The sequence below is a fragment of the Arthrobacter sp. TJ-178 genome, assembly GCF_058269275.1.
Genome location: NZ_JBZCNK010000001.1, coordinates 772382 through 799271, shown reverse-complemented (window position 1 = coordinate 799271; position 26890 = coordinate 772382). Strand labels below are relative to the sequence as shown.

Annotated in this window: 25 protein-coding genes; 17 read left to right on the top strand and 8 right to left on the bottom strand. The window is 64.7% G+C overall.

Annotated features, from left to right (window positions below):
- Nucleotides 1-13: 13 nt before the first annotated feature.
- Nucleotides 14-1330, bottom strand: coding sequence for an APC family permease (locus AC4D2Q_RS03755; protein WP_490945054.1), 1317 nt, complete (start codon nucleotides 1328-1330; stop codon nucleotides 14-16).
- A gap of 66 nt (nucleotides 1331-1396) precedes the next feature.
- Here AC4D2Q_RS03755 and AC4D2Q_RS03750 point away from each other — a divergent pair, with 66 nt between their 5' ends.
- Nucleotides 1397-2350, top strand: a complete 954-nt coding sequence (locus AC4D2Q_RS03750; protein ID WP_490945052.1) for an NAD(P)/FAD-dependent oxidoreductase — start codon at nucleotides 1397-1399, stop codon at nucleotides 2348-2350.
- On the opposite strand, the gene AC4D2Q_RS03745 is transcribed toward AC4D2Q_RS03750, so the two are convergent.
- Nucleotides 2316-3353 (bottom strand): NAD-dependent epimerase/dehydratase family protein, encoded by a 1038-nt coding sequence (locus tag AC4D2Q_RS03745; RefSeq protein WP_490945050.1) that lies wholly within the window; start codon nucleotides 3351-3353, stop codon nucleotides 2316-2318. The two genes, AC4D2Q_RS03750 and AC4D2Q_RS03745, sit on opposite strands and share 35 nt — an antisense overlap.
- Before the next feature lie 154 nt (nucleotides 3354-3507).
- Here AC4D2Q_RS03745 and AC4D2Q_RS03740 point away from each other — a divergent pair, with 154 nt between their 5' ends.
- The 6 genes from AC4D2Q_RS03740 to AC4D2Q_RS03715 all read left to right on the top strand — a co-directional run bounded on the left by AC4D2Q_RS03740 (nucleotide 3508) and on the right by AC4D2Q_RS03715 (nucleotide 9788).
- Complete coding sequence (locus AC4D2Q_RS03740; protein WP_490945048.1) at nucleotides 3508-4566, top strand: glutathione S-transferase family protein; 1059 nt, start codon at nucleotides 3508-3510, stop codon at nucleotides 4564-4566.
- Between the two features lie 191 nt (nucleotides 4567-4757).
- Nucleotides 4758-5777, top strand: coding sequence for a FecCD family ABC transporter permease (locus tag AC4D2Q_RS03735; RefSeq protein ID WP_490945702.1), 1020 nt, complete (start codon nucleotides 4758-4760; stop codon nucleotides 5775-5777).
- Nucleotides 5778-5854: 77 nt separating this feature from the next.
- Nucleotides 5855-6868 (top strand): FecCD family ABC transporter permease, encoded by a 1014-nt coding sequence (locus tag AC4D2Q_RS03730; RefSeq protein WP_490945701.1) that lies wholly within the window; start codon nucleotides 5855-5857, stop codon nucleotides 6866-6868.
- Between the two features lies 1 nt (nucleotide 6869).
- On the top strand, nucleotides 6870-7781 hold the full coding sequence (locus AC4D2Q_RS03725) for an ABC transporter ATP-binding protein (RefSeq protein ID WP_490926146.1): 912 nt from the start codon (nucleotides 6870-6872) through the stop codon (nucleotides 7779-7781).
- Nucleotides 7782-7855: 74 nt separating this feature from the next.
- Nucleotides 7856-8836: a siderophore-interacting protein gene (locus AC4D2Q_RS03720; RefSeq protein ID WP_490945700.1), complete on the top strand. Its 981-nt coding sequence runs from the start codon at nucleotides 7856-7858 to the stop codon at nucleotides 8834-8836.
- A 205-nt stretch (nucleotides 8837-9041) separates the two neighbouring features.
- On the top strand, nucleotides 9042-9788 hold the full coding sequence (locus tag AC4D2Q_RS03715) for a M23 family metallopeptidase (protein WP_490945046.1): 747 nt from the start codon (nucleotides 9042-9044) through the stop codon (nucleotides 9786-9788).
- An 85-nt stretch (nucleotides 9789-9873) separates the two neighbouring features.
- On the opposite strand, the gene AC4D2Q_RS03710 is transcribed toward AC4D2Q_RS03715, so the two are convergent.
- Nucleotides 9874-10836 carry a diacylglycerol/lipid kinase family protein gene (locus tag AC4D2Q_RS03710; protein ID WP_490945044.1) on the bottom strand — a complete coding sequence of 321 codons (963 nt, stop codon included), beginning with the start codon at nucleotides 10834-10836 and terminating at the stop codon, nucleotides 9874-9876.
- Between the two features lie 105 nt (nucleotides 10837-10941).
- On the opposite strand from AC4D2Q_RS03710, the gene AC4D2Q_RS03705 reads away from it, so the two are divergent.
- From AC4D2Q_RS03705 to AC4D2Q_RS03660, 10 genes are all read left to right on the top strand, one after another.
- The gene (locus AC4D2Q_RS03705) at nucleotides 10942-11721 is read left to right on the top strand and encodes an SGNH/GDSL hydrolase family protein (RefSeq protein ID WP_490945042.1); all 780 of its coding nucleotides are present in this window, start codon (nucleotides 10942-10944) and stop codon (nucleotides 11719-11721) included.
- 238 nt (nucleotides 11722-11959) lie between these two features.
- Nucleotides 11960-13459 carry an MFS transporter gene (locus AC4D2Q_RS03700; protein ID WP_490945040.1) on the top strand — a complete coding sequence of 500 codons (1500 nt, stop codon included), beginning with the start codon at nucleotides 11960-11962 and terminating at the stop codon, nucleotides 13457-13459.
- 65 nt (nucleotides 13460-13524) lie between these two features.
- Nucleotides 13525-14040: a MarR family winged helix-turn-helix transcriptional regulator gene (locus AC4D2Q_RS03695; protein WP_490945038.1), complete on the top strand. Its 516-nt coding sequence runs from the start codon at nucleotides 13525-13527 to the stop codon at nucleotides 14038-14040.
- 50 nt (nucleotides 14041-14090) lie between these two features.
- Nucleotides 14091-15239, top strand: a complete 1149-nt coding sequence (locus AC4D2Q_RS03690; RefSeq protein ID WP_490945036.1) for a glucose-1-phosphate adenylyltransferase family protein — start codon at nucleotides 14091-14093, stop codon at nucleotides 15237-15239.
- A 390-nt stretch (nucleotides 15240-15629) separates the two neighbouring features.
- Nucleotides 15630-15866 carry a 50S ribosomal protein L28 gene (gene rpmB / locus AC4D2Q_RS03685; RefSeq protein ID WP_104053173.1) on the top strand — a complete coding sequence of 79 codons (237 nt, stop codon included), beginning with the start codon at nucleotides 15630-15632 and terminating at the stop codon, nucleotides 15864-15866.
- The gene (gene rpmG / locus AC4D2Q_RS03680; protein WP_013602737.1) at nucleotides 15866-16033 is read left to right on the top strand and encodes a 50S ribosomal protein L33; all 168 of its coding nucleotides are present in this window, start codon (nucleotides 15866-15868) and stop codon (nucleotides 16031-16033) included. Before rpmB ends, rpmG begins: the two co-directional genes overlap by 1 nt.
- Nucleotides 16034-16035: 2 nt before the next feature.
- Nucleotides 16036-16341 carry a 30S ribosomal protein S14 gene (rpsN, locus tag AC4D2Q_RS03675; protein WP_400930857.1) on the top strand — a complete coding sequence of 102 codons (306 nt, stop codon included), beginning with the start codon at nucleotides 16036-16038 and terminating at the stop codon, nucleotides 16339-16341.
- A 288-nt stretch (nucleotides 16342-16629) separates the two neighbouring features.
- Entirely contained in the window at nucleotides 16630-16917 is a 288-nt protein-coding gene (locus AC4D2Q_RS03670; protein ID WP_104053170.1) for an HU family DNA-binding protein, read from the top strand.
- A 218-nt stretch (nucleotides 16918-17135) separates the two neighbouring features.
- On the top strand, nucleotides 17136-19163 hold the full coding sequence (locus tag AC4D2Q_RS03665) for a bifunctional copper resistance protein CopD/cytochrome c oxidase assembly protein (protein WP_490945699.1): 2028 nt from the start codon (nucleotides 17136-17138) through the stop codon (nucleotides 19161-19163).
- Nucleotides 19163-21142, top strand: coding sequence for an NHL domain-containing thioredoxin family protein (locus AC4D2Q_RS03660; protein WP_490945034.1), 1980 nt, complete (start codon nucleotides 19163-19165; stop codon nucleotides 21140-21142). Before AC4D2Q_RS03665 ends, AC4D2Q_RS03660 begins: the two co-directional genes overlap by 1 nt.
- A gap of 85 nt (nucleotides 21143-21227) precedes the next feature.
- Here the strand turns inward: AC4D2Q_RS03660 and AC4D2Q_RS03655 are convergent, their stop codons facing one another.
- The 5 genes from AC4D2Q_RS03655 to AC4D2Q_RS03635 all read right to left on the bottom strand — a co-directional run bounded on the left by AC4D2Q_RS03655 (nucleotide 21228) and on the right by AC4D2Q_RS03635 (nucleotide 26733).
- The gene (locus AC4D2Q_RS03655; RefSeq protein WP_490945032.1) at nucleotides 21228-22211 is read right to left on the bottom strand and encodes a hypothetical protein; all 984 of its coding nucleotides are present in this window, start codon (nucleotides 22209-22211) and stop codon (nucleotides 21228-21230) included.
- Nucleotides 22212-22307: 96 nt separating this feature from the next.
- Nucleotides 22308-23576: an ABC transporter ATP-binding protein gene (locus tag AC4D2Q_RS03650; RefSeq protein ID WP_490945030.1), complete on the bottom strand. Its 1269-nt coding sequence runs from the start codon at nucleotides 23574-23576 to the stop codon at nucleotides 22308-22310.
- A gap of 36 nt (nucleotides 23577-23612) precedes the next feature.
- Nucleotides 23613-24455 carry a carbohydrate ABC transporter permease gene (locus tag AC4D2Q_RS03645; RefSeq protein ID WP_400930865.1) on the bottom strand — a complete coding sequence of 281 codons (843 nt, stop codon included), beginning with the start codon at nucleotides 24453-24455 and terminating at the stop codon, nucleotides 23613-23615.
- Nucleotides 24455-25417, bottom strand: coding sequence for a carbohydrate ABC transporter permease (locus AC4D2Q_RS03640; RefSeq protein WP_490926157.1), 963 nt, complete (start codon nucleotides 25415-25417; stop codon nucleotides 24455-24457). Before AC4D2Q_RS03640 ends, AC4D2Q_RS03645 begins: the two co-directional genes overlap by 1 nt.
- Complete coding sequence (locus AC4D2Q_RS03635) at nucleotides 25414-26733, bottom strand: extracellular solute-binding protein (protein ID WP_490945028.1); 1320 nt, start codon at nucleotides 26731-26733, stop codon at nucleotides 25414-25416. The genes AC4D2Q_RS03640 and AC4D2Q_RS03635 overlap by 4 nt, the downstream gene beginning before the upstream one ends.
- Between the last annotated feature and the right edge of the window lie 157 nt (nucleotides 26734-26890).

The window sequence follows — 26890 nt, the reverse complement described above, 5'->3', positions numbered from 1 at the left end:
GGGTTTGCTGCGGCTAGTGCTGCTTGGCCTTGACCACCCGGCGCACAAAGTACAGGATCACTCCGAGGGCGAGCAGGATTCCGGCCCGCAGCCACACCGCCCCGGACTGCTGGGCCAGCAGCAGGATGCAGGAGGCAATGGCGAGGTAGGGCAGTACCAGGGGGGTGCGGAAGTGCTTATGGTCCACCTCGTCCTTCCGCAGAACAATGACAGAGATGTTGGTGCTCAGAAAGACAAAGAGCAGGAGCAGCACCACGGTTTCAGCCAGTGAGGCCAGCTCGCCGGTCATCGTCAGGATCATGGCGACGGCGGTGGTGGCAATGATGGCCACCCATGGCGTCTTGCGGTTCGGCAGGACCTTGGCGAAGACCCCGGGGAACAGGCCCTGTTCGGCCATTCCGTAGGTCAGGCGGCTGGACATGATCATGGTCAGCAGGGCGCCGTTGGCAACGGCTACCAGTGCAATCAGGCTGAACAGCCAATCCGGTACGCCGTATCCGGTGGCGCTGACCACATCCAAGAGCGGTCCGCTGGAATTGGCCAGGTCTTCTGTGGGCAGGGCGGACGCAGCCGCCAGGCCGATCAGCACGTACACCACTCCGGCCGTCAGCAGAGCCCCGAAGAGTGCCCTCGGATAGACGCGGCTGACGTCGCGGACCTCTTCGGCAACATTGGCGGACACTTCAAAGCCCACGAAGGAGTAGTACGCGATCACCGATGCGCCCAGGACGGCCGTTGCGGGGTTGACGCCGTCGGTGAATTGCGTGATCTGCTCGGTGTGACCGTCTCCGCGGCCCACCATGAACGCCACCAGCACAATCACGAGGATCAGGCCGGAGAGTTCGATAACCGTCATCACCACATTGCTGCGCACGGACTCGGAAATTCCCCGCGCGTTGAGCAGGGCGATGAGAAGCAGGAAGACAATGGCCGTGGGCACCGGCGGCACATCCAGGAACGGCGACAGGTAGTCGCCGCTAAACGCCAGGGACAGCCCGGCGGCGCTGGTGACCCCGGCCGCCAGCATGCAGTACCCCACCAGGAAGGAAACGGCAGGGCGTTTGAAGGCGCGTGCGGCAAAAACCGCGGCTCCGCCGGCCTGGGGATACTTGGTGACCAGTTCCGCATAGGAGGAAGCCGTGAGCAGCGCCAGGAGCAGGGCCACTGCAAGCGGCACCCACACGGCGCCGCCGACTTCGCCGGAGACCTCGCCCACCAGAGCGTAGATTCCCGCTCCCAGAACATCCCCCAGGATGAAGAGATACAGCATGGGACCGGTGATCCCCTGCTTGAGTTTGGAGCCTGATGCGGCCCGTGTGCTGTTGTCCATGGGAGCAATTTTATGGCACAAGTAAGCCTGCTGACTATTTCCCGAAATCTGTTGTACAAAGGAATTATGACTGTTGCTTCTGCTGCCCCCGCTGCCCGCTATGACGTGGTGATTATTGGCGGAGGAATCGCCGGCCTGACGGCGGCCACCGTGCTCGGACGTGCCCGCCGCAAGGTGGCGGTGATCGACGCCGGCCACCCCCGCAATTCTCCCGCCGACCATGTTCACGGCTTTCCCTCCCGCGACGGCGTTGCTCCGGACTATCTGCTGGAGCTGTGCCGCTCCGACCTGGAACGGTATGACGTGGACGTATTGTCCGGGCAGGCCACACAGCTGCAGCCGGACCGGTCGGTGAAGCTGGCGGACGGAAGGGTGCTGCGCGGCCGGCACGTGGTCATTGCCACCGGGCTGCGGGATGTCCTGCCGGAGGTCTCCGGGGCACGGGAGCGCTGGGGCAAGGACCTGCTGCAGTGCCCCTACTGCCACGGCTGGGAGGTGGCGGACCGTCCGCTGGTTGTCTTGGGTTCAAGCCCGTCCTCGGTGCAGCAGACATTCCTGGTCCGCAGCTTTTCGTCAGAGGTGACGCTGCTCGTCCAGGAAGGACTGGACCTGACGGCGGAGGATGTCCGGTCCCTGACGGCCATGGGCGTTCAGATCGTGGAGGGCACCGCGGAGAACCTGCTGGTGCATGATGATGCCCTCACGGGCGTGGCACTGGCAGACGGGCGGCAGCTGGATTGCCGGGCCGTGTTCTGTGAACCCGGCGCCTCGGTGGACCCGTTGCCGTGGTCGGTTCCCGGGTGCCGCCGGGATGCCGACGGCTGCCTTGAAACCGACTCCACCGGGCGGACCGGCGCCTACGGCATCTGGGCTGTTGGCAACGTCACCGATCCTTCCAGCCAGGTGGTGGCTGCTGCCGGGGATGCCTACCGCCTTGCGGTGGGCCTGAACGCGGAGCTGCTGGAAGAGGACGTCCGGGCTGCGCTCAGCGCCGCGGAGCGAGAAGCGGTGAGCCTTTGACCCCTTCACCCCGGGTCAGTCCGTCCAGAACAAACTTCAGCGATTCAATGGAGGTGCGGCGCGGGTTCCAGCCCAAAACCTCCCGCGCCCGCGAGGTGTCCATGATCGGCGCGCCGGCCGCCATGTCGATCCAGCCAGGATCGGTGCGCTGCAGGTGCGCAGCCCAGGTCAGGCCGACAACGGCGCGCACCAGTTTCACCGGAATGTTCAGCAGGCGCCGGGCGCCGAGCACCCCGGCGAGGATCTCCGGAGTGATCACCGGATCCGCGGCAATGTTGAAGGCGCCCTCGGCACGCTGGTCCAGCACCCGCCAGTAGGCATCTGCCATGTCATCGGCGTGGACAATCTGGAAGGAAAACTCCTGCGGCAGGGGGATCAGCGGCAGGCTGAGCTTGTTCAGGATGAGTTTTGGAACCAGCGGCCCCAGGAAGTAATTGCCGATTTCGTTTCCGGCGTCCGACGAGAAGATCAGGCCCGGACGAAGCCGGGCCACGGGGATCTCGGGGTACTCACGCTCAAACGCGTCCAGCAGTGCTTCCTGCTCGCCCTTGTGCCGGCTGTAGTGCGAGCTGGCGATACCGCGTGCCGGCCAGGACTCGTCGGTGAGCCGGTCCTTGGGCGCAGGGGAGTAGGCCCCCACGGAGGAGGCGCAGACAAACTGGCGCACTCCTGCCGCCGCTGCTGCCGCCAGCGCGTTTTCAGTTCCGTGCACGTTGATGCGGTGCAGCTCCGCCTCGTCATGGTTGGGCTGGATGGCCCAGGCAAGATGGACGACGGCGTCGGCTCCCCTCAGTGCCTCCGTCAGCTTCTCGCGGCCCTCACCGGTGGCGATATCGATGCTGTGCCACTGGACGCCGTCGTACGGCGGGGCGCTGGTGTCGGGCACCCTGCGGGCAATGCCCACAATTTCCAGGTCCCCTCCGCGTTCACCGCGGGCCTGTGCCAGCCGGCGCAGCAGGGCTGTGCCAACATTTCCGGTTGCTCCGATAACAGCTACTCGCATGTGGCTCAATTCCTCCGGCTGATGGTGATGGGATACGGCTGGCGTTGTCTTCGACTCTACCGGTGAGTCGGGCGGCGGAGCAGGGAATGCAGGACCGGTTGGCGCCGTTAGGGTTGAGTACCAGAACGAAGCACGCACCAGAACGGGAAATCCCATGGCTGACAGCACTGCAACAGACCAGGACAACGGCTCGGAGTTCAGCACGCGCGGAGCGTATGTCACCGGCGGAACGGAATACACCCGGGACACCAACTACATCGAAACGCGGATCACGCGCGACGGCCGCGACGGCTATCCGGTGGAAGCGGGGCGGTACCGGCTGATCGCTGCCCGGGCCTGCCCCTGGGCCAACCGGACCATCATTGTGCGCCGGCTCCTGGGCCTGGAAGACGCCATCTCGCTGGGAACCCCCGGGCCCACCCACGATGCCCGCAGCTGGACTTTCGACCTGGATCCGGACGGCAGGGATCCCGTGCTGGGTATTGAGCGCCTGCAGGAAGCCTTTTTCAGGCGCACGCCCGGATACAGCCGCGGCATTACCGTTCCGGCCATCGTGGACATTCCCAGCGGAGCCGTGGTGACCAACAATTTCCCGCAGATTACCGAGGACTTCTCCACGCAGTGGAAGGACTTCCACCGCGAGGGAGCTCCGGACCTGCTGCCGGCGGAGCACATGGAGGAGATGCGTGCCGTCAACAAGCGCGTCTTCACCGAGATCAACAACGGTGTTTACCGCTGCGGCTTCGCCGGATCCCAGGAAGCGTACGACGCCGCCTACGACCGCCTGTGGGCGGCAATGGACTGGCTCGAGGACCGGCTCTCCCGCCAGCGCTACCTTGTCGGGGATACGATCACCGAGGCCGATGTCCGCCTCTTCACCACCTTGGTGCGGTTTGACGCGGTCTATCACGGCCACTTCAAGTGCAATCGGAACAAGCTCACGGAAATGCCGAATCTCTGGGGCTACGCCCGGGATCTCTTCCAGACGCCGGGCTTCGGGGACACCGTGGATTTTGAGCAGATCAAAGCCCACTATTACATCGTCCACGAGGACATCAACCCCACCGGGATCGTGCCCAAGGGCCCGGATCTGTCCGGCTGGCTGACCGAACACCACCGCGAGCAGCTCGGCGGCCGGCCGTTCGGCGACGGAACGCCTCCGGGACCGGTGCGCGAGGGTGAACAGGTCGCTCCGGGGCACGGAGCACTCTGAGTCCAACCGGTCCTGCGGCTATTACGTCAGCCGGACGGTAATAGGGCACAGAAATGTTTCTTAAGCGCCGCGACCGTAGGTTAGCCTTACTTAAGACCATTCCGTCTTAAGGAGGTGCCGCCGTGGGCGTGAACATCAGCTCCCCCGCACCGGCACCGCAGAACATTCGGTCCGGGGCGCCGGCGCGGCAAGTGCCGTCCCCGTCAGGGCCTGCCCGGAACGGCCGCCGGCTGGCCCTGCTGGCCGCCTCCCTCGGTCTGCTGGCGCTGGCCTGCCTGGCATCGGTTGCCTTCGGGGCCCGCGCTCTTCCCTTCGGAACCGTCATTGACGCCCTGACCGCCAACGACCCGGCGAACGGCGACCACGCGGTGGTCCTGTCCCGGATTCCCCGCACCGTGCTCGGTCTGCTGGCCGGAGGAGCGCTGGGACTCGCCGGTGCCGCCATGCAGGGCGTGGCACGAAATCCACTGGCGGATCCCGGGATTCTTGGCGTCAATGCCGGGGCGGCGTTCTTTGTGGTGCTCGGCATCTACGGCTTCGGAGTTTCCACCTTCCTCGGATATGTCTGGTTTGCGCTGGCCGGGGCGGCACTGGCCGCCGTCCTGGTCTATACCGTGGCGAGTCTGGGCCGGGAGGGAGCCACTCCGGTGAAACTTGCCCTGGCCGGTGCCGCACTGTCCGCCGGACTCGGTTCACTGATGAGCGCAGTGCTGGTCTCCAGCCAGCAGACGCTGGACATCTTCCGGTTCTGGCAGGCGGGCAGCCTCTCCGGCGGGGGCTGGGACGTCATCACCGCCGTCGCTCCCTTCCTCGCGGTTGGCGCCGTCATTACCCTGTGCGCCGGCCGGGCACTGAACGGGTTGTCTTTGGGCGATGACCTGGCCCGCGGACTGGGGCAGCGGGTGGGCCTCAGCCGCGCAGTCACTGCGCTGGGAGTGGTGCTGTTGTGCGGCGCCGCCACGGCCTCCGTCGGACCCATTGGTTTTGTGGGGCTGGTTATCCCGCACATGGTCCGCTCCCTGACCGGCCCGGACTACCGGTGGATCCTTCCCTTTTCCCTGGTCCTGGCACCGGTGCTGCTGATCGCGGCGGACATCATCGGCCGTCTGGTGCTGCCCCCCGGTGAAGTTCCGGTGGGGGTCATGACCGCAATCATCGGCGCCCCGGTCTTCATCTGGCTGGTCCGCAGCCGGAAGCAGGCCCAGCTGTGAGCGCGCTGCTGAAGCAGGCGGGAACGCCGGGGGAATCCGGTGCCCGCAGGCGTACGGATGCCGGGCCCGGAGCGGCCCTGGTCCGGGCGGCCCGCCGCCGGTCCCTCCGCCGCGGCCACACCGTAACTGCGGTCCTGGCCGCCGCCGTCGTCATCCTTTTTGCCGTCAGCATCCTGCTGGGAACCTACACCGTCACCATCCCCGATTTTTTCCGGATCCTTGGCGGGGAACAGATTCCCGGCGCCACTTTCATCGTGATGGAGAGCAAGCTCCCGCGGGCCGTCATCGGCCTCATGGTGGGCGCCGCGTTCGGGATTTCCGGCAGCATCTTCCAGACCATGCTGCGCAATCCGCTCGCCAGCCCGGACATCATCGGCATCAGCTACGGTGCCAGCGCCAGCGCAGTAACGGCCATTGTGGTTTTCGGTGCCGCCGGGAGTACGGTTTCGCTGGCTGCCCTGTGCGGGGCACTGGTGGTGGCGCTGGCCATCTACCTGCTGTCCCGCCGCGGCGCCGCGGCCGGTTACCGGCTGATCCTGGTGGGCATCGGGTTCGCGGCCGTCATGCAGTCCATCGTGACCTTCCTGATGACGCGCACCGACGTGCGGACTGCGTCCCAGGCGCTGATCTGGCTGAACGGTTCCCTGAACTCCAGCAGCTGGGACCGCGCCGTTCCCCTGGCCGCGGCATTGGTCGTCCTGCTCCCCGCGGCTGCGGTCCTGGCGCGGCAGCTGCGCGGACTTGAACTGGGTGATGACACAGCGGCAGGCCTGGGCGTGCGGGTGGAAGCGTCACGGCTGGGACTGCTCGCCGCCGGAGTGGCACTGGCTGCCGTGGCCACCGCCGCTGCCGGGCCGATCTCCTTCATTGCGTTCCTCTCCGGGCCCATTGCGCGCCGGCTGCTGGGCGGGCGCAACTCCCTCGCCGTATCAGCCCTGGTGGGAGCGGTGATCGTTCTTGCGGCCGATTTTGCCGGAGCCAATCTGGTACCCGGAATATCACTGCCCGTGGGGGTAGTGACCGGTGCCCTCGGCGCCCCGTTCCTGCTGTGGCTGCTGGTCACCGCCAACCGCGTAGGCCGAGGAGGCTGAGATGGGCACAAAACCCAACGACAACACCCTGAGTGCCCGGGATCTGGTGCTTTCCTACGGCGAGCGCGTGGTCGTGGACGGATTGTCCGTGACTCTGCCCGCCGGCCGGATCACGATCATCGTCGGGGCCAATGCCTGCGGAAAATCCACTCTGCTGCGGGGCATGTCACGCCTGCTCAAGCCGGCCGGCGGCGTCGTGCTGCTGGGCGGCCGCGACATCCATGCCCGGCCCGCCCGAGAGGTGGCCCGCACGCTTGGCCTGCTGCCGCAGACGCCCACCGCACCGGACGGCATCACCGTGGCCGACCTGGTGGGACGGGGCCGCTATCCGCACCAGGGATGGTTCCGCCAGTGGACGCCCGACGACGACGACGCCGTCGCCGCCGCGCTGGAAGCCACCGGGACCCTGGACCTGGCTGAACGGAACGTGGACGAGCTTTCCGGCGGCCAGCGCCAGCGGGTGTGGATTGCCATGGCCCTGGCCCAGGAGACGGAGATCCTGCTGCTGGACGAGCCCACCACCTTCTTGGACGTCACCCATCAGATTGAGGTGCTGGATCTCGTCACGGACCTCAACCGCCGGGCGGGCACCACTGTGGCAATCGTCCTGCATGACCTGAACCTTGCCGCCCGGTACGCCGATCACCTGATTGCCATGAAGTCCGGCTCCATTGCTGCCCAGGGTGCGCCGGCGGACATCCTGACCGAGGACCTGGTCCGCGACGTATTTGGCCTTGAATCCCGGGTCATTGAAGATCCGGTCTCCGGAACCCCCATGGTGGTGCCGCTCGGCCGCCACCATGCGCGTCCGCGCGCGGAGACCGAACCGCCCAAACCCGTGGGCTATCTGCCCAACCCGCAGGACGCCCGCCCCGAACCCGAATCAGAAACCCGCCTGGAGGCCGCATCGTGACGCAGGTCAATATCCGCACCGGAGCAACTGCGGCACCCCGCAAGGCCCGCCGTGCCTCAAGTACGGGAGCCGTGATGTGCTTCGATGTGGAAGTACGCCGGATCCAGCGGCTCAGCGAAAACTTCCAGCGCATCACCTTTGCAGGGTCCTGCCTGGCGGAATTCGGCGTGCAGGGGCTGACCCATGACCTGCGGATCAAAGTGGTGGTGCCCTCCATCGGCACCGACGGCCGGCAGATCCCCGTGCCGGAGTTCGACTGCAGCGACACCTCCTGGTACCGGAACTGGCTGCAGCTGGATGCGGCCGTCAGGGGTTCCATGCGGACCTACACGGTCCGGGCAGCCCGCTGCTCCGGTGCGGAACCCGAAATCGACGTGGATTTTGTCCTGCACTTCGATGAGCAGGGACGGGGCGGTCCTGCCTCCAGCTGGGCCGCCGACGCGAAACCCGGGGACCGGGTCAGCATTATTGGCCCCAACGCTGCCCACTGCGTCACCGCCGAGTCTTACGGCGGCATTGAATGGCGGCCGGGCATGGCACGCCACATTCTGCTCGCCGGGGATGAAACCGCAGTTCCGGCCATCACCGCAATCCTGGAATCCCTGCCCGCAGATATCACCGGGCACGCGCTGTTGGAGGTTCCCTCCGGAACCGACGAACAGCCGGTATCCACGGAATCCGCCGTGGAGGTGACCTGGCTGCCCCGCGGCGCCCGGCCGCACGGCGAACTGCTCGAGGCCGCCGTCCGCAACGCCGTCGTCCTGCCGGGCTGGGCTTCCGTGGACGGAGCGCCGGTGCCGCCCCGGCCTCAGATTGAAGACGTCAACGTGGATGAAACCATCCTCTGGGAGACCCCGCAGCGGCTGACTCCGGCAGCGGTGCAGGGAACGCCGAACCCGCATACCCCGTCCGGGGCGCTGCCGTTCTATGCCTGGATTGCCGGCGAAGCCGCAGTGGTCCGCGGGCTGCGCCGCTACTTGGTTACCGAAGCCGGAATCGACCGGAAACAGGTTGCGTTCATGGGGTATTGGCGCAGCGGGCGCGCCGAGTCGTAGTGCTCTAAGCCTGCCGCTGCCGGAAAGCTCCGCTGTGACGCGGATCTGCGAGGGTCCGGTAATTGCTCACATTTTTGTGTAATTGCCCCGTGCCCGGTCTTAAAGTTAAAACCGCTGGGAGCAGGGCTCCCGCCTCATAGAGATTTTGCCTTTCACTACCCCTTGGCCGACAACTGCTCAGAGGTGATGGATTACGAAATACTCATTGCAGACCCCGCACTTTCTGTCCGAACTCCGGGAACGCGTTTCGAATCTGGCAACGCAGCTGAATCCGCACCGGATGTCCGACCCGGTCCGCAGGACCTGTGCCCTGAGTGCGGGCACAGTGCTCGCACTGGGCTCGGTGGTTCTGGGGACCGCTGAAGCGTCCCAGAACGCACTGGCCCTGGACCGGACAGCAATAGTGACGGATCTGGCTCCGGCACAGCCGGCCCCTGAAGAGAACGCCCAGCCTGCTCCGCCGGCGGAGGAAGCTCCGGCTGCGGAGCCGGCTGCGGAACCTGCGGCTGAACCTGCTCCGGAACTTGCGGCTGAACCGGCTGCGGAACCTGCAGAGGAAGCCGCCTCCGTACCCCTGGACTCCCTGCGCGTGACGTCTCCGTTCGGCTGGCGGGAGAACCCGCTGCTGGGCAACGGTGCCCTGGAATGGCACACCGGAATCGACTTCGGCGCCGCTCTGGGCACCCCGGTGAAGTCCACCGCCCCGGGGACCGTGGTTTACGCGGAGTACCACCAGTACGGGGGCCTGCGCATTGTGGTGGACCACGGAGACGGCGTGCAGACCACCTACAACCACCTCAACGAAATCTGGGTTGAGGTGGGCCAGGAAGTGGGCTTCAACGAAGTGATCGGCGCCGTTGGCAGCACCGGGAACTCCACCGGCCCGCACCTGCACTTTGAAGTGCTGTTGAACGAGGAATACCAGGATCCCGCTGTCTGGCTGGGACTCTAGGCTGCGCCTCCCTCACCGGCACATTCCTGAAACTGCATATACGCACGGAGCCGGCCCCGCATTCGGGGCCGGCTCCGTGCGTTTGCTAGACCTGCGGGTTGCTGAGGATGGCAGGATCCTTGGGTCCCTGCGGCATGCGGACCCGGAGCGCGCTGGGATCCACCCGGAAGGCCACGTGGGAAGCCTTACCCAGGTTGTCGCCGTCGACCTCAAACTCCTGCGGGATTTCCGTGAAGATTTCCGCTTCCTTGCACTGGTAATACTCCACCGACGCCTGCTTGCCCTTGCCCCGGCGCAGCAGGCCTGCCATCACGCCGAGCCAGCCAAGCCGGCCCTTGGGGGCCATGGTCATGATGTCCAGCAGCCCGTCATCAATCCGGGCGCCGGGGAAGATTTCAAGTCCGCCCATGATCTTTCCGCAGTTCCCGCCCATGACGCTGCGCGGATAGCCGTGAATTTCCTTCCCGCCGTCCATCCGGATGGTGCTCTTGACGGGTTTGCCGGGCAGGTTGCGGATGCCGGCATCCACGTAAGCCAGCCAGCCCACCTGGTCCTTGAGCGCATCATTCGTGTCGCCCATGAGGGCCGCGTCATAGCCAAGACCGGCCATGACCAAGAAGACATCGCCTTTCAGCGCACGGTCCAGCGTGACGTGGACGACGTCGATATTGCGGTCAGTTCCGGTCAGGGCGGCCGTGACGGCGGCTGCCGGATCATCCACGGCAATGTCCAGGTTCCGGGCCAGCAGGTTTCCCGTTCCCAGGGGAAGCAGGCCCAGGGGAGTGTCCGTACCCGTCAGCTCCGCGGCGACGCAGCGCACCGTGCCGTCGCCTCCGGCGGCAATCACCAGATCAACGCCGGCTTCCAGCGCCTGGCGAGCCATGCCGCGGCCGGGATCCTCCGCAGTAGTCTCCAGCCAGAGCGGCTCGTCCCAGCCTTCGTCCCGGCAAATTCCGTCCACCAGGGCGCGGATGTCCACATCCGTTTTCTTGATGGGATTGACGATGACGGCGACACGCTGGCGCTTTTGGGCAGATGAGCTGGCCATGGGTTCCTTTGATTGCTGCGGTACGGCTTGTTCAGAGTCTAATCCGCCTTGGCGCCGGCCCGGGGCGGATGCGGAAAGTAGCGAATCGGCTTGTACCCTGTGGGAGTGACTTTTACTTCTCGATACGTTGCCCTGGGCGACTCTTTCACTGAAGGTGTGGGGGACTGGGATGATTCCCGCCCCAACGGCGTGCGGGGCTGGGCGGACCGCGTGGCCGAACAGCTGATCCTTGCCGACGAGTCCTGGGGATACGCCAACCTGGCAATCCGCGGCAAGAAACTCCACCAGGTGCTCGCGGAGCAGATCGACGCCGCCCTCGCCCTGGAGCCCACCCTGGTGACCCTGTACGCCGGCGGTAATGACATCCTGCGGCCCAAAGTGGACATTGATGCCCTGGTGGACGCGTACGACGCCGGGATAGCAGCCCTGCGCGCCTCCGGTGCCGCTGTGCTCGTGTTCACCGGGTTCGACTCCGGCCGCGCCCCCGTCTTCGGGGCCACCAGGGGACGTACGGCTCTGTACAACGAGCTGGTGCGAGAAGCTGTTGACCGCCGCGGTGCGGAACTGGTGGATTACTGGCGGATGAAGGAACTGCAGGACGAAAGGTACTGGGACGTCGACCGGCTGCACATGTCCCCCGCCGGACACATGCTGACCGCCAAGAAAGTCCTGGAGGTCCTGCGGTCCACGGATGCCATTGATGTGCCGGAGCTGGACAAGCTGCCGGCCCGGACCCGGGCGGATCAGCTGCGCCGGGACGCCCGGTGGGCCAAGCAGTATCTGGGACCGTGGGTGGGCCGCCGGCTGAGGGGGGTCTCCTCGGGGGACAACCTCTCGCCCAAGTACCCGGTTCCGGTGCATCTGCCGGTTCCCGTGCGTTCCTGAATCGGGTTTTTAACGGGCTGAAAACGGTTATGGTGAGGTGTTTCACAGAATTCCCCGCCAGCCCCGTAAATTCGTGGAGTTTACCTCCGAATGAGTGCGCTCAAATCGGTCCAGGCGTGCTGATAATTCGGCAACCCCCGCTGTTTTTCCTAAACTTGTTGGTCTGCTGACGCCTTTTTGCGGCGTATGGCCGGTTGCTTCCGATACACGCAGCTGACTTCTAGGAAAGAAAGCCACCATGCCTAAAGATGCACCCACCGTGCGCCGTCCTGTCCTCAGGCGCCGGCGACTGAAGGTCGATGACGTGAACGTCGTCGACAAATCGATGATGAAAAAAGCCGTTGGCGGCACCGTTGTCGGCAACACCATGGAATGGTTCGATATTGGTGTCTACGGCTACCTTGCCGTCACCATGGGTGCCGTTTTCCTCTCCGAGGCCGACGCCTCCGCCCAGCTGATCTTCAGCCTTGGCGTTTTCGCTGCCACCTTCCTGGCCCGTCCCCTGGGCGGAGTCGTTTTCGGCCGCCTCGGTGACCGGCTGGGCCGCCAAAAGATCCTGGCCGTAACGCTGATCATGATGGCAGCTTCCACCTTCGTGATCGGGCTCTTGCCCGGATACGACCAGATCGGCATGTGGGCTCCGGCCCTGCTGATCCTGATGAAGCTCATACAGGGTTTCTCCACGGGCGGCGAGTATGCCGGTGCCACTACCTTTGTCACGGAATACGCCTCGGACAAGCGCCGCGGTTACCTCTCCAGCATCCTGGACCTGGGCAGCTACATGGGCTTCGCCCTCGGTGCCGGCGTGGTCTCCATCATGCAGCTCTCCCTCAGCGAGGAAACCATGCTGGATTGGGGCTGGCGCATTCCGTTCCTCATCGCCGGCCCGCTGGGGCTGATTGCCGTGTACTTCCGGCTGAAGATCGAAGAATCCCCGGCGTTCCAGGCAACCCTGGATGCGCAGGAAGAAAATGCGGCTTCAGGCAATCCCCAGAGTGAAACGGCACCTCCCGGCACCCTGGCCATGATCGGCCTCTACTGGCGCCCGATCCTGGTGGCCATGGTGCTCGTTGCCGCTGCCAACACCGTGGGCTACACCCTCACGTCCTACATGCCGTCCTACCTCACGGATTCCATGGGCTACGATCCGCTGCACGGTACGCTCCTGACCATCCCCGTCCTGGTGCTGATGGCACTGTGCATTCCGCTGTGCGGAAAGCTGTCGGACCGCATTGGCCGCCGTCCGGTGCTGCTGATGGGTGCAGGTTCCACCATTGTACTGGCGGTCCCGGCGTTCCTGCTGATCGCCATGGGCCCGGTCTGGTCCACCCTGCTGGGGCTGGTGCTGCTGGCCGTGCCCGTAACGTTCTACGTCTCCAACCTTGCCTCCGCGCTTCCGGCCCTGTTCACCACGGCAAGCCGTTACGGAGCCATGGGTATCTCCTACAACTTCGCGGTGGCAATCTTCGGCGGCACTGCGCCGCTGATTATGCAGGGTCTGATCAACCTGACGGACAACGACCTGATGCCGGCATTCTGGCTGATGGCAACGTCCGTGGTTGGCGCCGTGGCGGTCTACGTCATGCGGGAATCCGCCAACCGGCCCATGCCCGGCTCCATGCCCAGCGTGGACACGCCCGCCGAGGCCCGGGAACTGGTGGCGACCCAGGACGAAAACCCCCGGCTCGACGTCGATTCCCTGCCGTTCGACACCGTAGCCGCCGTTTCCGACAAATAGCAGAGACAGCGGGAGCCGCGTCCGCCCTTCATTGAAGGCTCAACCACGCATGGGAGAATGGCAGCATGAACACAAGCGAGCCAACCCCCGTCCGCTGGTTGTCCTCCGACGAACGGCGGGCGTGGCTCGCGCTGTACGCCCTGGCCACACGGCTCAATCCCACGCTGGACGCTGAGCTGTTCAAGCGGTCCCGGATCACGCTCTTTGACTACCATGTCCTGGCGATGACGTCCGAGGCTCCGGACCGGAACCTGCCGATGAGTGAATTGGCCGCCCGGTCCAACGCATCACTGTCCCGGCTTTCGCATGTGGTCAAGAAGTTGGAAGGCCGCGGCTGGATGGAACGCTCTCCGTCTCCGGATGATGCGCGCGTTACGACCGCATCTCTGACGGACGAGGGCATGGCGGCCCTGGAGCAGCTCGCTCCCGACCACGTCCGCTCAGTGCGGAACCTTGTCTTTGACGGACTGGACGCGCGGGATGTGGCGGACCTTGAACGCATTGGCCGCCGCATCCTGAGCCGGATTGAGCCGGGCAACAGCATCGTTGAGGACAACAATCCGGATAACGGCATTTGTTAGCCTTGAAGGACAGCAGAGAGACTACCGCCCCCTTCGAGAGGTAATCCCCCATGCACGCCCCCCGAATTCTGACCATCATCCTTGCCGGCGGAACAGGCGGGCGCCTCGGTGCGCTCACCGACCACCGTGCCAAGCCGGCCATGCCAGTCGCCGGTTCCTATCGGCTGATTGACGTTCCGTTGTCCAATCTGCACAACAGCGGCCTGACCGATGTCTGGATCGTGGAGCAGTACAAGCCGAAATCCCTCAACGACCACTTGGTCAGCGGCCGTCCCTGGGACCTGGACCGAACCAACGGAGGCCTGCGGGTCCTGCCGCCCTACCAGGGCGGCGAGGGCGAAGGTTTTTCCGATGGCAACGCAGACGCGCTCTACCGGCAGGCCGACTACATCCGGGAATATGATCCTGACCTGGTCCTCGTCCTGAGCGCGGACCACCTCTACCGGCTCGATTACCGGGACGTCCTGGACACCCACGAGCGGACCAAAGCTGCGCTCACGGTGGTGACCACGAAGATTCGCCATAATCCCTCCGACCACGGGGTGGTGCAGGTGGAGGACGGCATGGTCAGGGGCTTTGAGTACAAGCCGGAGAACCCGAAGTCTGACCTCGTCGCCGCGGAGATTTTCCTCTATGACGCCAACGTTTTGCTGCAGGCCATGGATGACCTGATGGAGAGGGACGGCCAGCTGGAAGACTATGGCGACCAGTTGATTCCCTACCTGGTCCGGACCGAAAAAGTAGCCGAACACCGGTTGGACAGCTACTGGCGGGACATGGGCACGCCGCGCAGCTACCACCAGGGGCACATGGACCTCATTGACGGCCGGGGGTTGAACTTCGATGACCCGCGGTGGCCGATCCTCAGCGCGGCGCCGCGCCGGCTGCCCGGTTTCGCCGGCGAAGGCGCCAGGGTCTCCAGCAGCCTGCTCGCGCCGGGCTCCCGGGTGGAGGGCAGCGTCCGCCGCAGCGTCCTGGGCCCCGGTTCCCTGGTGGAAGCCGGTGCCGAGGTGGAAAACTGCGTGATTCTGGGCGACGTGCGGATCCGCTCCGGGGCTAAGCTCCGCAACGCGATCGTGGATGCCGGCGCCGTGATCGGCGGCGGCACCGAACTGAACGGCGCAGAGCTGGATCCGGATGCTGCGGTGGTGGTTGTCGGGGCGGACGGAGCGGTGGAAAAGCCGTCGTCGTCGTCCTGAGGGTGAGGTCAGGCACCTTTGCCGGGTACAGTATCCCCCCGGTTTGAATGAAAGCCGGGTTGCCCCTAGGATGGAGAGGCGTTAAGTTGCGCCTGTGTTCAGAGGGCCCGCTTCCACAGAGGGACAATGGACATTTGCGCGGCCACCCGTATAAACCTAGAATTGAAGGCTGTCCCGGCAGATACTGCTTGGCATCCTGAACTTCACCGTCTTCCCCGCGGCGAGGCACTTCGGCTGGATCTCACCCCGCCAGGTCAACCTCCGGAAAGTCGCAGTAATAACGGTGTCAAAACTGGTGGCGGGACGCTCTTTATGGCAGGTGCTTAGGCGCTTTGGCCTTGTGTCTGTTTTTTGAGGACCGTCATATTTACTACAACTGGAGGAGAGATCATGGCAGCTTATTGCCAGGTAACCGGAGCCATCCCCGGCTTTGGTCACAGCATTTCGCACTCGCACCGCCGCAACAAGCGTCGGTTCGACCCGAATATTCAGAAGAAGCGCTACTGGGTTCCGTCCCTGCGCCGCAACGTGACGCTGCAGGTTTCGGCCCGCGGCATCAAGACGATCGACGTGCGCGGTATCGACGCCGTCATCACTGACCTTATCGCGAAGGGTGTGAAGCTCTAGTGGCTAAGGACAAGGACGTACGTCCGATCATCAAGCTGAAGTCGACCGCCGGCACCGGGTACACCTACGTGACCCGCAAGAACCGTCGTAACGACCCGGACCGCATGGTCCTGAAGAAGTACGACCCGAAGATCCGCCAGCACGTCGAATTCCGTGAGGAGCGCTAAGAATGGCAAAGAAGTCCAAGATTGCCCGCAACGAGCAGCGCAAGGTCGTTGTTGAGCGCTACGCTGCAAAGCGCCTCGAACTGAAGAAGACCCTGGTAGACGCTAACGCTACCGACGAAGCCCGCGAAGCTGCACGCCTCGGCCTGCAGAAGCTGCCGCGCAACGCTTCCCCGGTTCGCCTTCGCAACCGCGACCAGATTGACGGCCGCCCCCGCGGTACCCTCCAGAAGTTCGGTATCTCGCGCGTGCGTTTCCGCAACATGGCCCACGCAGGCGAACTGCCGGGCGTCAAGAAGTCCAGCTGGTAAGCACTGCTTATCCCGCTTTGAAAAGGGCGGCAACCTTCGGGTTGCCGCCCTTTTTGCGCGTCCGGGCCCCCGGCTGGGTGAGGAACGCAAATTCCGCGCCGTTGCTGGGAAGCAGACTAGAAGGCCGGAAGGGGAAAATGGCACCGGTTTGTGGGCTAAAAGCGGAAAAAACCGCTAAAAACAGCGGATTTTTCCTGATTTTCCGGGTCGGACTGGTAAGTTTTCCAACAGTGGCGGTTTCGCATCCGTGATCCGCTCGAGCTAACACCTAGTCCAGGAGGACATAAATTGGCTATGAACCGCAGTGAACTTGTTGCCGCAGTCGCAGAGAAGTCCGGCAACAGCCAGACCGCAGTGAACGGCGTTCTTGACGCTGTCTTCGACATCTTCGCAACCTCTGTTGCCAACGGCGAGAAGATCACCATCCCCGGATGGCTCGCAGTCGAGCGCACTGACCGCGCTGCCCGCACCGGCCGCAACCCGCAGACCGGCGAAACCATTCAGATCCCCGCCGGCCACAGCGTCAAGCTGACCGCCGGCTCCAAGCTGAAGGCTGCCGTCTCCACCAAGAAGTAACCTCTCCGGAGGCAAGGCCGGCGCCTGGGGGCGCCGGCCTTTTTTGCGCAATTCGCCCAAATTTCTACCGCGGGTAGAGAATAGGTAACGTGCCTAAAACTGCCAACACCGATACCGCTGGCGCCGAGCGGACGGCGAAGAACACCCGCCCGGCCCCCGGCGCTCCGCAGGCCGCCCCTGCCGTCCGCAACGGCTGGCTGGCTGCCGCTGCCGCCGTCATGATCCTCGCGCTGACGGCTGCGCTGCTTTTCTCCGGTGCCGCCGCGGCGCAGGAGCTTTCCGATCCCGGTGCGCTGACCCGCTGGGCCCTGCCCGTTGCCAAGGCCGTGCAGAACGGTGCCATGGCAGCGGTCATCGGCTCGCTGGTGTTTGCAGTGGCCATCCTGCCGAAATCCCTGAAGCTCTCCCGTGCCCGCAAGGTCCGGGCGGATGAACCGGAGCATCCGGCCTTTGCCAGGACGATGTCGCTGGCAGGGGTTGCATCCGGCGTCTGGACGCTGTCCGCCGTGGCGGTGCTGCTGTTCACCTACTCGGACGTCTCCGGGCTGCCGCTGAGCGCGGACGCCACCTACACGCAGGGGCTGGGATCATTCCTTACTGACTTTTCCACCGGCCGCGCCTGGCTGGCCGTAAGCATCATTGCGGCAGTGGTAACCACCCTGTGCTTCGGTGTGCGGTCCCTGAACGCCCTGGCGGCCACGGCCGTGCTCGCTTTCGGGGCCATTGTTCCCATTGCCCTGGTGGGCCACTCGGCCGGCGGCGACGACCACAGTGCAGCCGTGAACTCGATTGGCCTGCATCTGGCCGGAGTCTGCCTGTGGATCGGCGGGCTCATTGTGCTCGCCGTCATTTCACGCCAGCTTGGCCCCATCACCGGAGTGGTGCTGCGCCGCTACTCCGCGCTGGCAGGTTTTGCCTTCGTGCTGGTCTTCCTTTCAGGCATCGTGAACGCCTCGCTGCGCATCACGTCACTGTCCCAGTTGAACTCCGAGTGGGGGCAACTGGTGATCTTCAAGGCAGCGGCGACCCTGATCCTGGGCGTCATCGGATTCCTCCACCGCCGCTGGATTATTCCGCAGCTGCCGGCCAAGGTTCCCGGCTCCGCGGCCGGATCCAGCGAACACGGCGGACCGCGGTCAAAGGGCGCCCAGCGCATCCTTTGGCAGCTGATCGGCGTGGAGCTGCTGATCATGGCCGCCGTCTCGGGTGTGGCAGTGGCGCTGGGCCGCACCGCAACGCCGCGGCCGGAGGAACTCCCGACGGATGCCTCTCCGGCACGCATTCTCACCGGCTACGACCTTCCGCCGGAACTGACGACGCAGCGCTACCTCACCGAGTGGCGCTGGGACTGGCTGTGGGTGGCGATTGTGCTGACTTTGGCTGTCGCTTACATTGCCGGCATGATCAAGGTCCGGCGCCGCGGCGACTCCTGGTCCGTGGTCCGCGGCCTGTGCTGGCTGGTGGGTCTGGCCGGACTCACCTACGTCACATCCGGTGCTCCCGCCGTCTACGGCATGGTCCTGTTCAGCACCCACATGCTGGCCCACATGTCCCTGACCATGGTCATTCCGCTGTTCCTGGTCCTCGGAGCCCCCGTGACCCTGGCACTGAAGGCGCTGACCCCGCGCGGAGACGGCACCCGCGGCATCCGCGAATGGATCCTCGTCGGGGTGCACTCCTGGTTCTCCAAGCTGGTCACCAACCCCATCTTCGCCGCGGTGAACTTTGCCGGCTCCATTGTGATCTTCTACTACTCCGAGCTGTTCGGCTTTGCCCTGCGCCAGCACGTGGGCCACGAGCTGATGGTGGTCCACTTCCTGCTGACCGGATACATCTTTGTCCTGACCATGATCGGCATCGATCCGCTGCCCTACCGGGCACCGTATCCGCTGCGCCTGGTCATCCTGCTGGCCACCATGGCCTTCCACGCTTTCTTCGGGGTGGCGGTGATGGGCGGCACTTCGCTGATCGAAGCCTCCTACTTCGGGAACATGGGCCGGGACTGGGGGCTGGGCGTCCTTGAGGACCAGCAGCTGGGCGGATCGATCATGTGGGGACTGGGTGAAATTCCCACCGTCATGGTGGCGATCGGCGTCGCGCTGCAGTGGTCACGGACGGACGCCCGCGAAACACGGCGTAAAGACCGGGCGGCCGAGCGGAATAATGATGCGGAGCTGAATGCTTACAACGATATGTTCGCCAATCTGGCCAAGCGGGATGCCAGCAGCTCTGAAGGAGATCGTTAATGACTGAAACCGTGCGTGCCGGATACCGGGTGCGAGGCTCAGCGCTTGAGGGCCGCAACTGGCTCAACACCGGCGGCCGCCAGCTTGGGCTGGAAGACCTGCGCGGAAAGATCGTCCTCCTGGATTTCTGGACTTTCTGCTGCATCAACTGCCTTCACGTCCTGGACGAGCTCCGGCCGCTGGAGGAGAAGTTCTCCGACGTCCTGGTGACCGTGGGCGTCCACTCGCCGAAGTTTGAGCACGAAGCGGATCCCGTGGCCCTCGCTGCGGCCGTGGAGCGCTATGAGATCCACCACCCGGTCCTGGATGACCCCGAGCTGCTCACCTGGCAGGCCTACGCCGCACGCGCCTGGCCCACCCTGGTGGTCCTGGACCCCGAGGGCTACATCGTGGCCAACCTCTCCGGTGAAGGCCATGCGGCAGGTCTGGAATCCCTGGTCAGCGAGCTCGTAGCCGAACACGAGGCCAAGGGCACCCTGCACCGCGGCGACGGTCCGTACGTGCCGGCCGAGCCCACTGCCGGGAACCTGCGTTTCCCCGGCAAGGCAGTTCCGCTGCCCGGCGGGAGCTTCCTCGTCGCGGACACCGGCCACCACCGGCTCGTGGAACTGGAATCAGACCTCACCACGGTACGGACCGTGATCGGCGACGGCACCAAGGGCTGGCGCGACGGCACTGCCGAGACCGCACGCTTCAACGAACCCCAGGGCGTGGCAGTCCTGCCGGCCGCCGTGGCCGAGCAGGCGGGGTACGACGTCGTCGTCGCGGACACGGTTAACCACCGCCTGCGCGGGGTGTCCCTGTCCTCCGGGATGGTGACCACCGTGGCCGGAAACGGTGTTCAGCGCCTCCTGGACGCCGGAAACCAGGCAAAGCGCACTCCGGGTGATGATCATCCTTCCGAGTCCCGCACAGCGGCTCCGGGCGGTGTGGCCGGGACGGAAACCGTACCGGCTCTCCTCGGGACCGATGCGCTGGAGATTTCACTGTCCTCCCCGTGGGACCTCACCTGGTCCACGGTGCTGGGACGGCTGGTGGTGGCCATGGCCGGCACCCATCAGATCTTCACCTTTGATCCGCTCACCGGCGCGGTGGGCATTCTTGCCGGGACCGGGCTGGAAGGCCTGCTGGACGGAGACGGCAGCGAGGCCTGGTTTGCCCAGTCCTCCGGCCTTGCCGAAGATGCTGCCGGCAACATCTGGGTGGCCGACTCCGAAACATCGGCAGTGCGCCGGCTGAGCTTCACCGGCGACGACGGCGACACCCGGGTGTCCGTCAGCACCGCCGTCGGCGCCGGGCTGTTCGATTTCGGTTTCCGCGACGGCGCCGCCGGTGAAGCGCGGCTGCAGCACCCGCTGGGCGTTGCGGTGCTGCCGGACGGTTCCGTGGCGATCGCTGATACCTACAACGGTGCGGTCCGCCGCTATGACCCGGTAACGCAGACCGTATCGACCCTTGCCCGCGGTCTGTCGGAGCCTTCCGGCGTCCTGGTGGACACCACCACCGGAGAGCCTCTGCTGGTGGTGGTGGAAGCCAACAAGCACGAACTGGTACGCGTGGCGATCCCCAAGGAAGCACAGTCTGTGGACGAGGGAGCGCGCCAGACGCAGCGCCCGGCCAGTCCCATGGCGGCCGGTCCGGTGGGCCTGTCCGTCCGGTTTGCCGCGCCGAAGGGCCAGAAGCTCGATGACCGCTGGGGCGACCCCACGCAGCTGAAAATCTCCTCGTCCCCGGAGGAGCTGCTGGTTTCGGGCGGCGGAACCTCCACCGGCCTGACCCGTGAACTGGTGCTGTCGGACTCCGTTGCCGGCGGTGTCCTGCACATCACCGCCCGGGCGGCGGCCTGCGACGGCGAGCCCGGCGGGGAAATCCCGGATCACGCGGCCTGCCACATGTACCAGCAGGACTGGGGCATTCCGGTGACGATTGACGCCGCCGGAGACACGGCGCTGACCCTGGACCTGCGCGGACTCGACTAGCCGCTCCTCCATCCCGCCGAAATAAGCAGAAACGGCGCTTCCCAGGGCTGGGAAGCGCCGTTTCTGCTAGCTCGCGGCAGCGGGATCAGTCGATGAGGGGAGTGACGGTGACTTCGCCGGAGCCCATGGACAGCCGGGCCGCAAAGCTGAACTCTTTTTCCACTGTCAGCGGACTCTTAACACCGCTGAAAAGGTCGGTCTGCGTGGCGGTGAGCCGGGCCTTCCCGTTCAGCGGTGAGAGGACCCATTTGCCGGCGACGTTCCTGATGTCCACGGTGGGATACTCCGTGATTTCCCAGACAATGGGCGGCTGTACCTGATTGTCGGTGAAGTGGAAGAAGGGGCAGCCCGGGGGAGCGAGGCGGTCCCGCGCGCTGGTGCAGCCGTCAAGGAAATCCCGAACCTCTGCATCCACCGCGCTCTTCAGGGCCTCGGTTGCCTCCGTGGACAGAACCAGGTCAACGGTGTCCGCGGGAGAACCCACAATCCCCGATGTCGCAGGTGCGGCCAGGAACTCCGAGGTGTAGGACGCCTCCACCCGGGCGGGGTAGAAGGCTGCGAAGGTGGTGGTTTCGGCGGGCAGGGCAACCCGGACGCCGTTGACGGTGGCTTCCCGCTGGCTGGCCGCCGTCACGGTCACCGTGGGAAGCGTGGAGGGGGCAAAGGACCAGCGGTCAAAGAACAGCCACTGCTTATCCGTGCGGGTGAGGCGGAAGCTGCTCTCCCGTTCTTCACCGCCCAGTGTGTACCTGGCCCGGACGTCCGCCCGGTCATTAGCCGAGCGATCCGCCTCTGAAACGTCCAGGACCTGCAAACCGGCTGTGGAAGCCAACAGTCCGGCATCATCCAAAAGAACTGCGTTGGAGTTCGGGACCTTGGCGCCCAGCAAACCCAGTGCGCGCTCTCCGTCGCCATCCTGCAGCGCCTCAAGGTAGCTGACCACCTGTTGCTCCGGCCCGTAAACATCGGCGTTGACGAAATGGATAATTACCGCAGCAGCACCGATGGTGAGCATTACCGCGAGCAGCCAGGTGGCCAACGCTTTGATTACTGGAGTTGTTCCGTGCACTGCTCAAACAATACCGGGCTAAAGGCATGCAGGCCGGAACATTGAAAGCCCGGACCAGCGGCAATTCCGCCGGCCCGGGCTTTCATTGTGCGGCTGCTACGAATCGGCGCCGCTCGTGACCGCATCATTCTCGCGGGCCATGGCAATTTCTTCAGCCCGTGCTGCGTTCGCTTCCTCGGTCAACTCCGCTCCGGCACGTGCGTCACGGGTCAGGTTATCTCCGGTCTCCGGATCAAACAGATGCACTTTGCGGGTATCCAGCCACAGTTCGGCGTCGCGGCCGCCGCGGATCCGGGAAGCGGCGTCCAGCGTGACGACGATCTGCGGGCGCAGCTCGTCGGCGTCCATGTCCCGGGCCAGGTTGTCCAGCAGTTCCTTCACCTCGGGGTCCGGGTGGAAGGGGATGTATCCGTACTGCTCGTTGCCCAGCCATTCCGTATGGCTGATCGGAGCCGTGAAGTGCGATCCGTGCGGGCGCTTGGCCTCGTCCACAAACTTGGCATCCTCGAAGAATTCCGGTCGCAGGCCCACGAGCACAATCTTCTTTCCGGCTGCCTTCTCTGCCTTCTCCGCTGGAATCGTGAGGTCGCCCACCGCTGTCCGCAGGATGTTGCCGTCCAGCGTCGCCGGCAGGAAGTTCATTGACGGTGAACCGATAAAGCCTGCCACGAAGAGGTTGATGGGCTGCTCGTACAGCTCACGGGGAGAGGCCACCTGCTGCAGGATGCCCTTCTTCAGGACGGCAACCCGGTCGCCCAGGGTCATGGCCTCGGTCTGGTCGTGGGTCACGTAGACGCTGGTGACGCCCAGACGGCGCTGCATCTGGGAGATCTCCGAGCGCATCTGTCCGCGGAGCTTGGCATCCAGGTTGGACAGCGGCTCGTCAAAGAGGAAGGCATCCGCCTGGCGGACGATTGCGCGCCCCATGGCAACCCGCTGCCGCTGGCCGCCCGAGAGGTTGGCCGGCTTGCGGTCCAGGTGCTCCGTCAATTCCAATGTGGCGGCGGCATCCCGTACCAGCTTGTTCACCTGCTCGTCGGTGTACTTCCCCTTGGCCAGACGCAGCGGGAACGCGATGTTCTCGTACACCGTCAGGTGCGGATACAGGGCGTAGTTCTGGAACACCATGGCCAGGTTGCGGTCCCGGGGCGCTTTGTCATTCACGCGCTGCCCGTTGATCAGCAGGTCTCCGGACGTAATGTCCTCCAAACCGACAATCATCCGCAGCAGTGTGGATTTTCCGCAGCCGGAGGGGCCAACGAGGATGATGAACTCACCGTCCGCAATGTCCAGGGTGACGTCATTGACGGCCGGGAAACCGTCTCCGTACTTCTTGACGAGGTGGTTGAGGGTGATCGATGCCATGAGAGTAAATCCTTTTCTTCGACCGGACGAAAGGAACTAGCCCTTGACTGCGCCCTGGGTTAGACCGGAGACGATCTGGCGCTGGAACGCCAGCACCAGTATGACAACGGGAATGGTGACAATGATTGCGGCCGCCGAGATGGCGCCCGTCGGCTCTTCGAACTGGGAGGCGCCGGTGAAGAACGCCAAGGCCGCGGGAACCGGCCTGGCCGCATCGGTGGAGGTCAGCGAAATGCCGTACACGAAGTCGTTCCAGGCAATGAAGAACGCAATGATTGCCGTGGTGAAAACGCCGGGTGCGGCCAGCGGGACTATCGCCTTGCGGAAGGCCTGCCAGGTAGTGGCCCCGTCCACCTGTGCAGCCTGTTCCAGTTCCCAGGGAATCTGCCGGAAGAACGCGGACAGGGTCCAAATGGAGATTGGCAGCGTCAGCGACAGGTAGGGGATGATCAGGCCAAGCCAGGTGTCATACAAACCGATGGTGCGCCAGAGGTTGAACAACGGGGTCACGATGGAAATGACCGGGAAAATCGAGACGCCCAGTGCGGTGGTCAGGATCAGCTTCTTTCCCGGGAAATCGAGCCGTGCAATCGCGTAGGCACACAGTGTCGCCAGGACCACGGCAACGAAGGTCGCAATCAGGGAAATGCCGATGGAATTGCGCAGTGCCGAGAGGAAAAGGTCCTGGGCGTCGCCCACCAGGATTTCCTCGTAATTGCTCCAGGACCAGGTGTTGGGAAGGAAGGTTCCCGAGGTGAGGTCGCTGGGGATTTTGAATGACGTGGCCAAAATGGAAGCCACGGGGAACAGTGCGTAGACGATCACCACAATCGAGATGATGGTCCAGACGAGTCTCCGACGGACGGGTGAGGCTTTCATTAGTTACCCCCTCGTGCACCGGTGAGGTCCACCTTGAACAGTTTGATGGCAATGAAACAGATGATGATGACGCACAGGAACAGCAGCACCGAAATGGCGGAGCCCATTCCGATCTCCAGGCGGGAAATTGAGGTGCGGTACGCCAGCAGTGACAGGACTTCCGTCCCGTAGGCGCCGTTGGTCATGATGTAGACGTTGTCGAAAATCCGGAAGGCGTCCAGCGCCCTGAACAGGACTGCAACCATGATGGCGGCCTTCATGTTCGGGAGAATCACCCGTGCCATCCGCTGCCACCAGGTGGCGCCGTCCACTTCGGCTGCTTCCGTCAGTTCCCCGGGAACCTGGGCCAGGCCGGCCAGCAGCAGAAGGGAAATGAACGGCGTGGTCTTCCAGATTTCGGACGCGATGATGACGAACAGGGCGGTGGGGCCGTCGGCAAACCAGTTCAGGTCCGGGCTGATGCCCGGCACCCAGTTGAACCAGTGGTTTATATACCCGGAATTGATGTCGAAGGCATAGAACCAGGCAAACGCCGACACCACCGTGATGATGCCGTAGGGGACGAGGATGGCGGTGCGAAGCCAGCCTCGCACTGCTTTCAAAGCACTGTTCATGACCAGGGCCAGGGCAAAGCCCAGGACAAGTTCGACGGCAACGGTGATGACCGTGATCAGGAGCGTTACTCCCAGATCCCGCCAGAAGACGCTGTCGGTCAGGATGACCGAGTAGTTTCCCAGGCCGATGAATTCCCGGTCCGACGGAGCGGTCAGGCGGTACTTGAACAACGAGTCCCATACAGCAAGCAGAATCGGATAGGCCGTGACCGCCAGCATGATGACGAAGGCCGGGCCCGCCAGCAACAGCCCGAGCCGCCGCTCGGACCGGGCCCGGTCACTCAGTCGGGGCTTAGCCGGCTTCGGCGCGGGTGGTGCTCCCCGCTGAGCTTCTACGGAAGTACTCACAGCAGCTTCTCCCCTTTCAGGACCTGAAGGATGAACTCGGCGCTGGTCGCCGGCGTGGTGTCCGGATTAACCGCGCTTGGCGGGGTCCATGTCTGCTGGATGCCGGTTGAAACCTCGTTGTAGTACGGGGTTTGCGGGCGCGGCTTGGCCAGCTCCAGGGATTCACGGATGGTGTCCGCCATCGGGAACGTTTCCGACACGCCGGCTGCGTCGTACGCCTCCGTCTTTGCCGGCGGATTTCCGTTGGACGTGAAGTACAGGGACTGGTTGTCCGGGCTGACGATGCACTCAATAGCCTGGTAAGAAAGGTCCTGGTGCTTGCTTTCGGAGCCGACCCCAAGATCAATACCGCCCAGCGGCGGAGCAGTTTCCTCGCCGGCGTTGACCTGCGGATACAGGGTCCATCCGATGTCGTCGATCAGGTCGGAGGGCAGCGTTCCGGCCTCCACTGCGGCGTTGGTGGCCGGCCAGACAAAGGGATAGTTGACCATGAAGGATCCCTGGTCGCCCTGGAACTGGATCATGGAGGTGTTCTCGGTCTGGGTGGGCAAACCGGGGCCGCCCAGGCCTGCCTTGCCGATGGTGGAAATGATTTCCGCCGCTTGTGTCCCGGCCTCTGAATCGAGGCCCAGCTTGATTTCGTCTGCGGGGGCATCGGGGTTTTCCACGATGGTGCCGCCGGCGGATTCGATGAGGGCGTTAACCCAAACCGTCATGGACTCCGCACGTGCGCCCTGGACGCCCAGGTACTTTCCCTGGCTTTCCGCTGCGTCAATGAGTTGCTGCCAAGTGACGGGCTGGGTCATGTCCAGGCCCGCCGCTGCGGCTACGGATTTCCGGTACCAGAGGATCTGGGTGTTGGCCCAGAACGGAACGGCCACCACCTTGTCTTTCCACTTGGCACCTGTCACTGCGCCTTCAACCACGTCCTGGGTGGTGCGCTCAGCAACGTCCTCCGGCACCGGTGCGAGATAGCCAGGTTCGGCGAGCTCAGGAACAAACGGCGGGTCCAGGCTCATGATGTCCATGGTGTCGTCGCCGGCAGCGAGGCGCCGGGCGAGCTGTTCCCGCTGCGCGCCCGCGTCGCTGGGCAGCAGCGAAGTCTCAATTGTGTAGGCCCCGTCTGCTTGGTCGGAGCAGATCTTCGCGATGGCCGCCTGCCCGCCGTCGTCGGGGTTGATGTACCACGTGAGGACGGGCGGACCTTCCGAGGAAGCGCAGCCGCTCAGCAGTGTGGCGCCGACGGCGAGGGCTAGCCCTGCCGCTGTCCGTGCCCTCTTGCCGGGCCGGCCGTAATGTGTTGCGTCCGTTGGCATCGGTGTAGTGCCTCCACCTCGTCGTAGGCGCGGATTTCGGGGGCCCGAATCAGGCGACGGGGCCCCATTGCTTCCGCGGGACTGCACGCTGAGCAGCCTTCCAAAAGACACTATGCCCTAGGTGTGAATTTCGCCACTGCGGAAGGGGGGTGTCCGC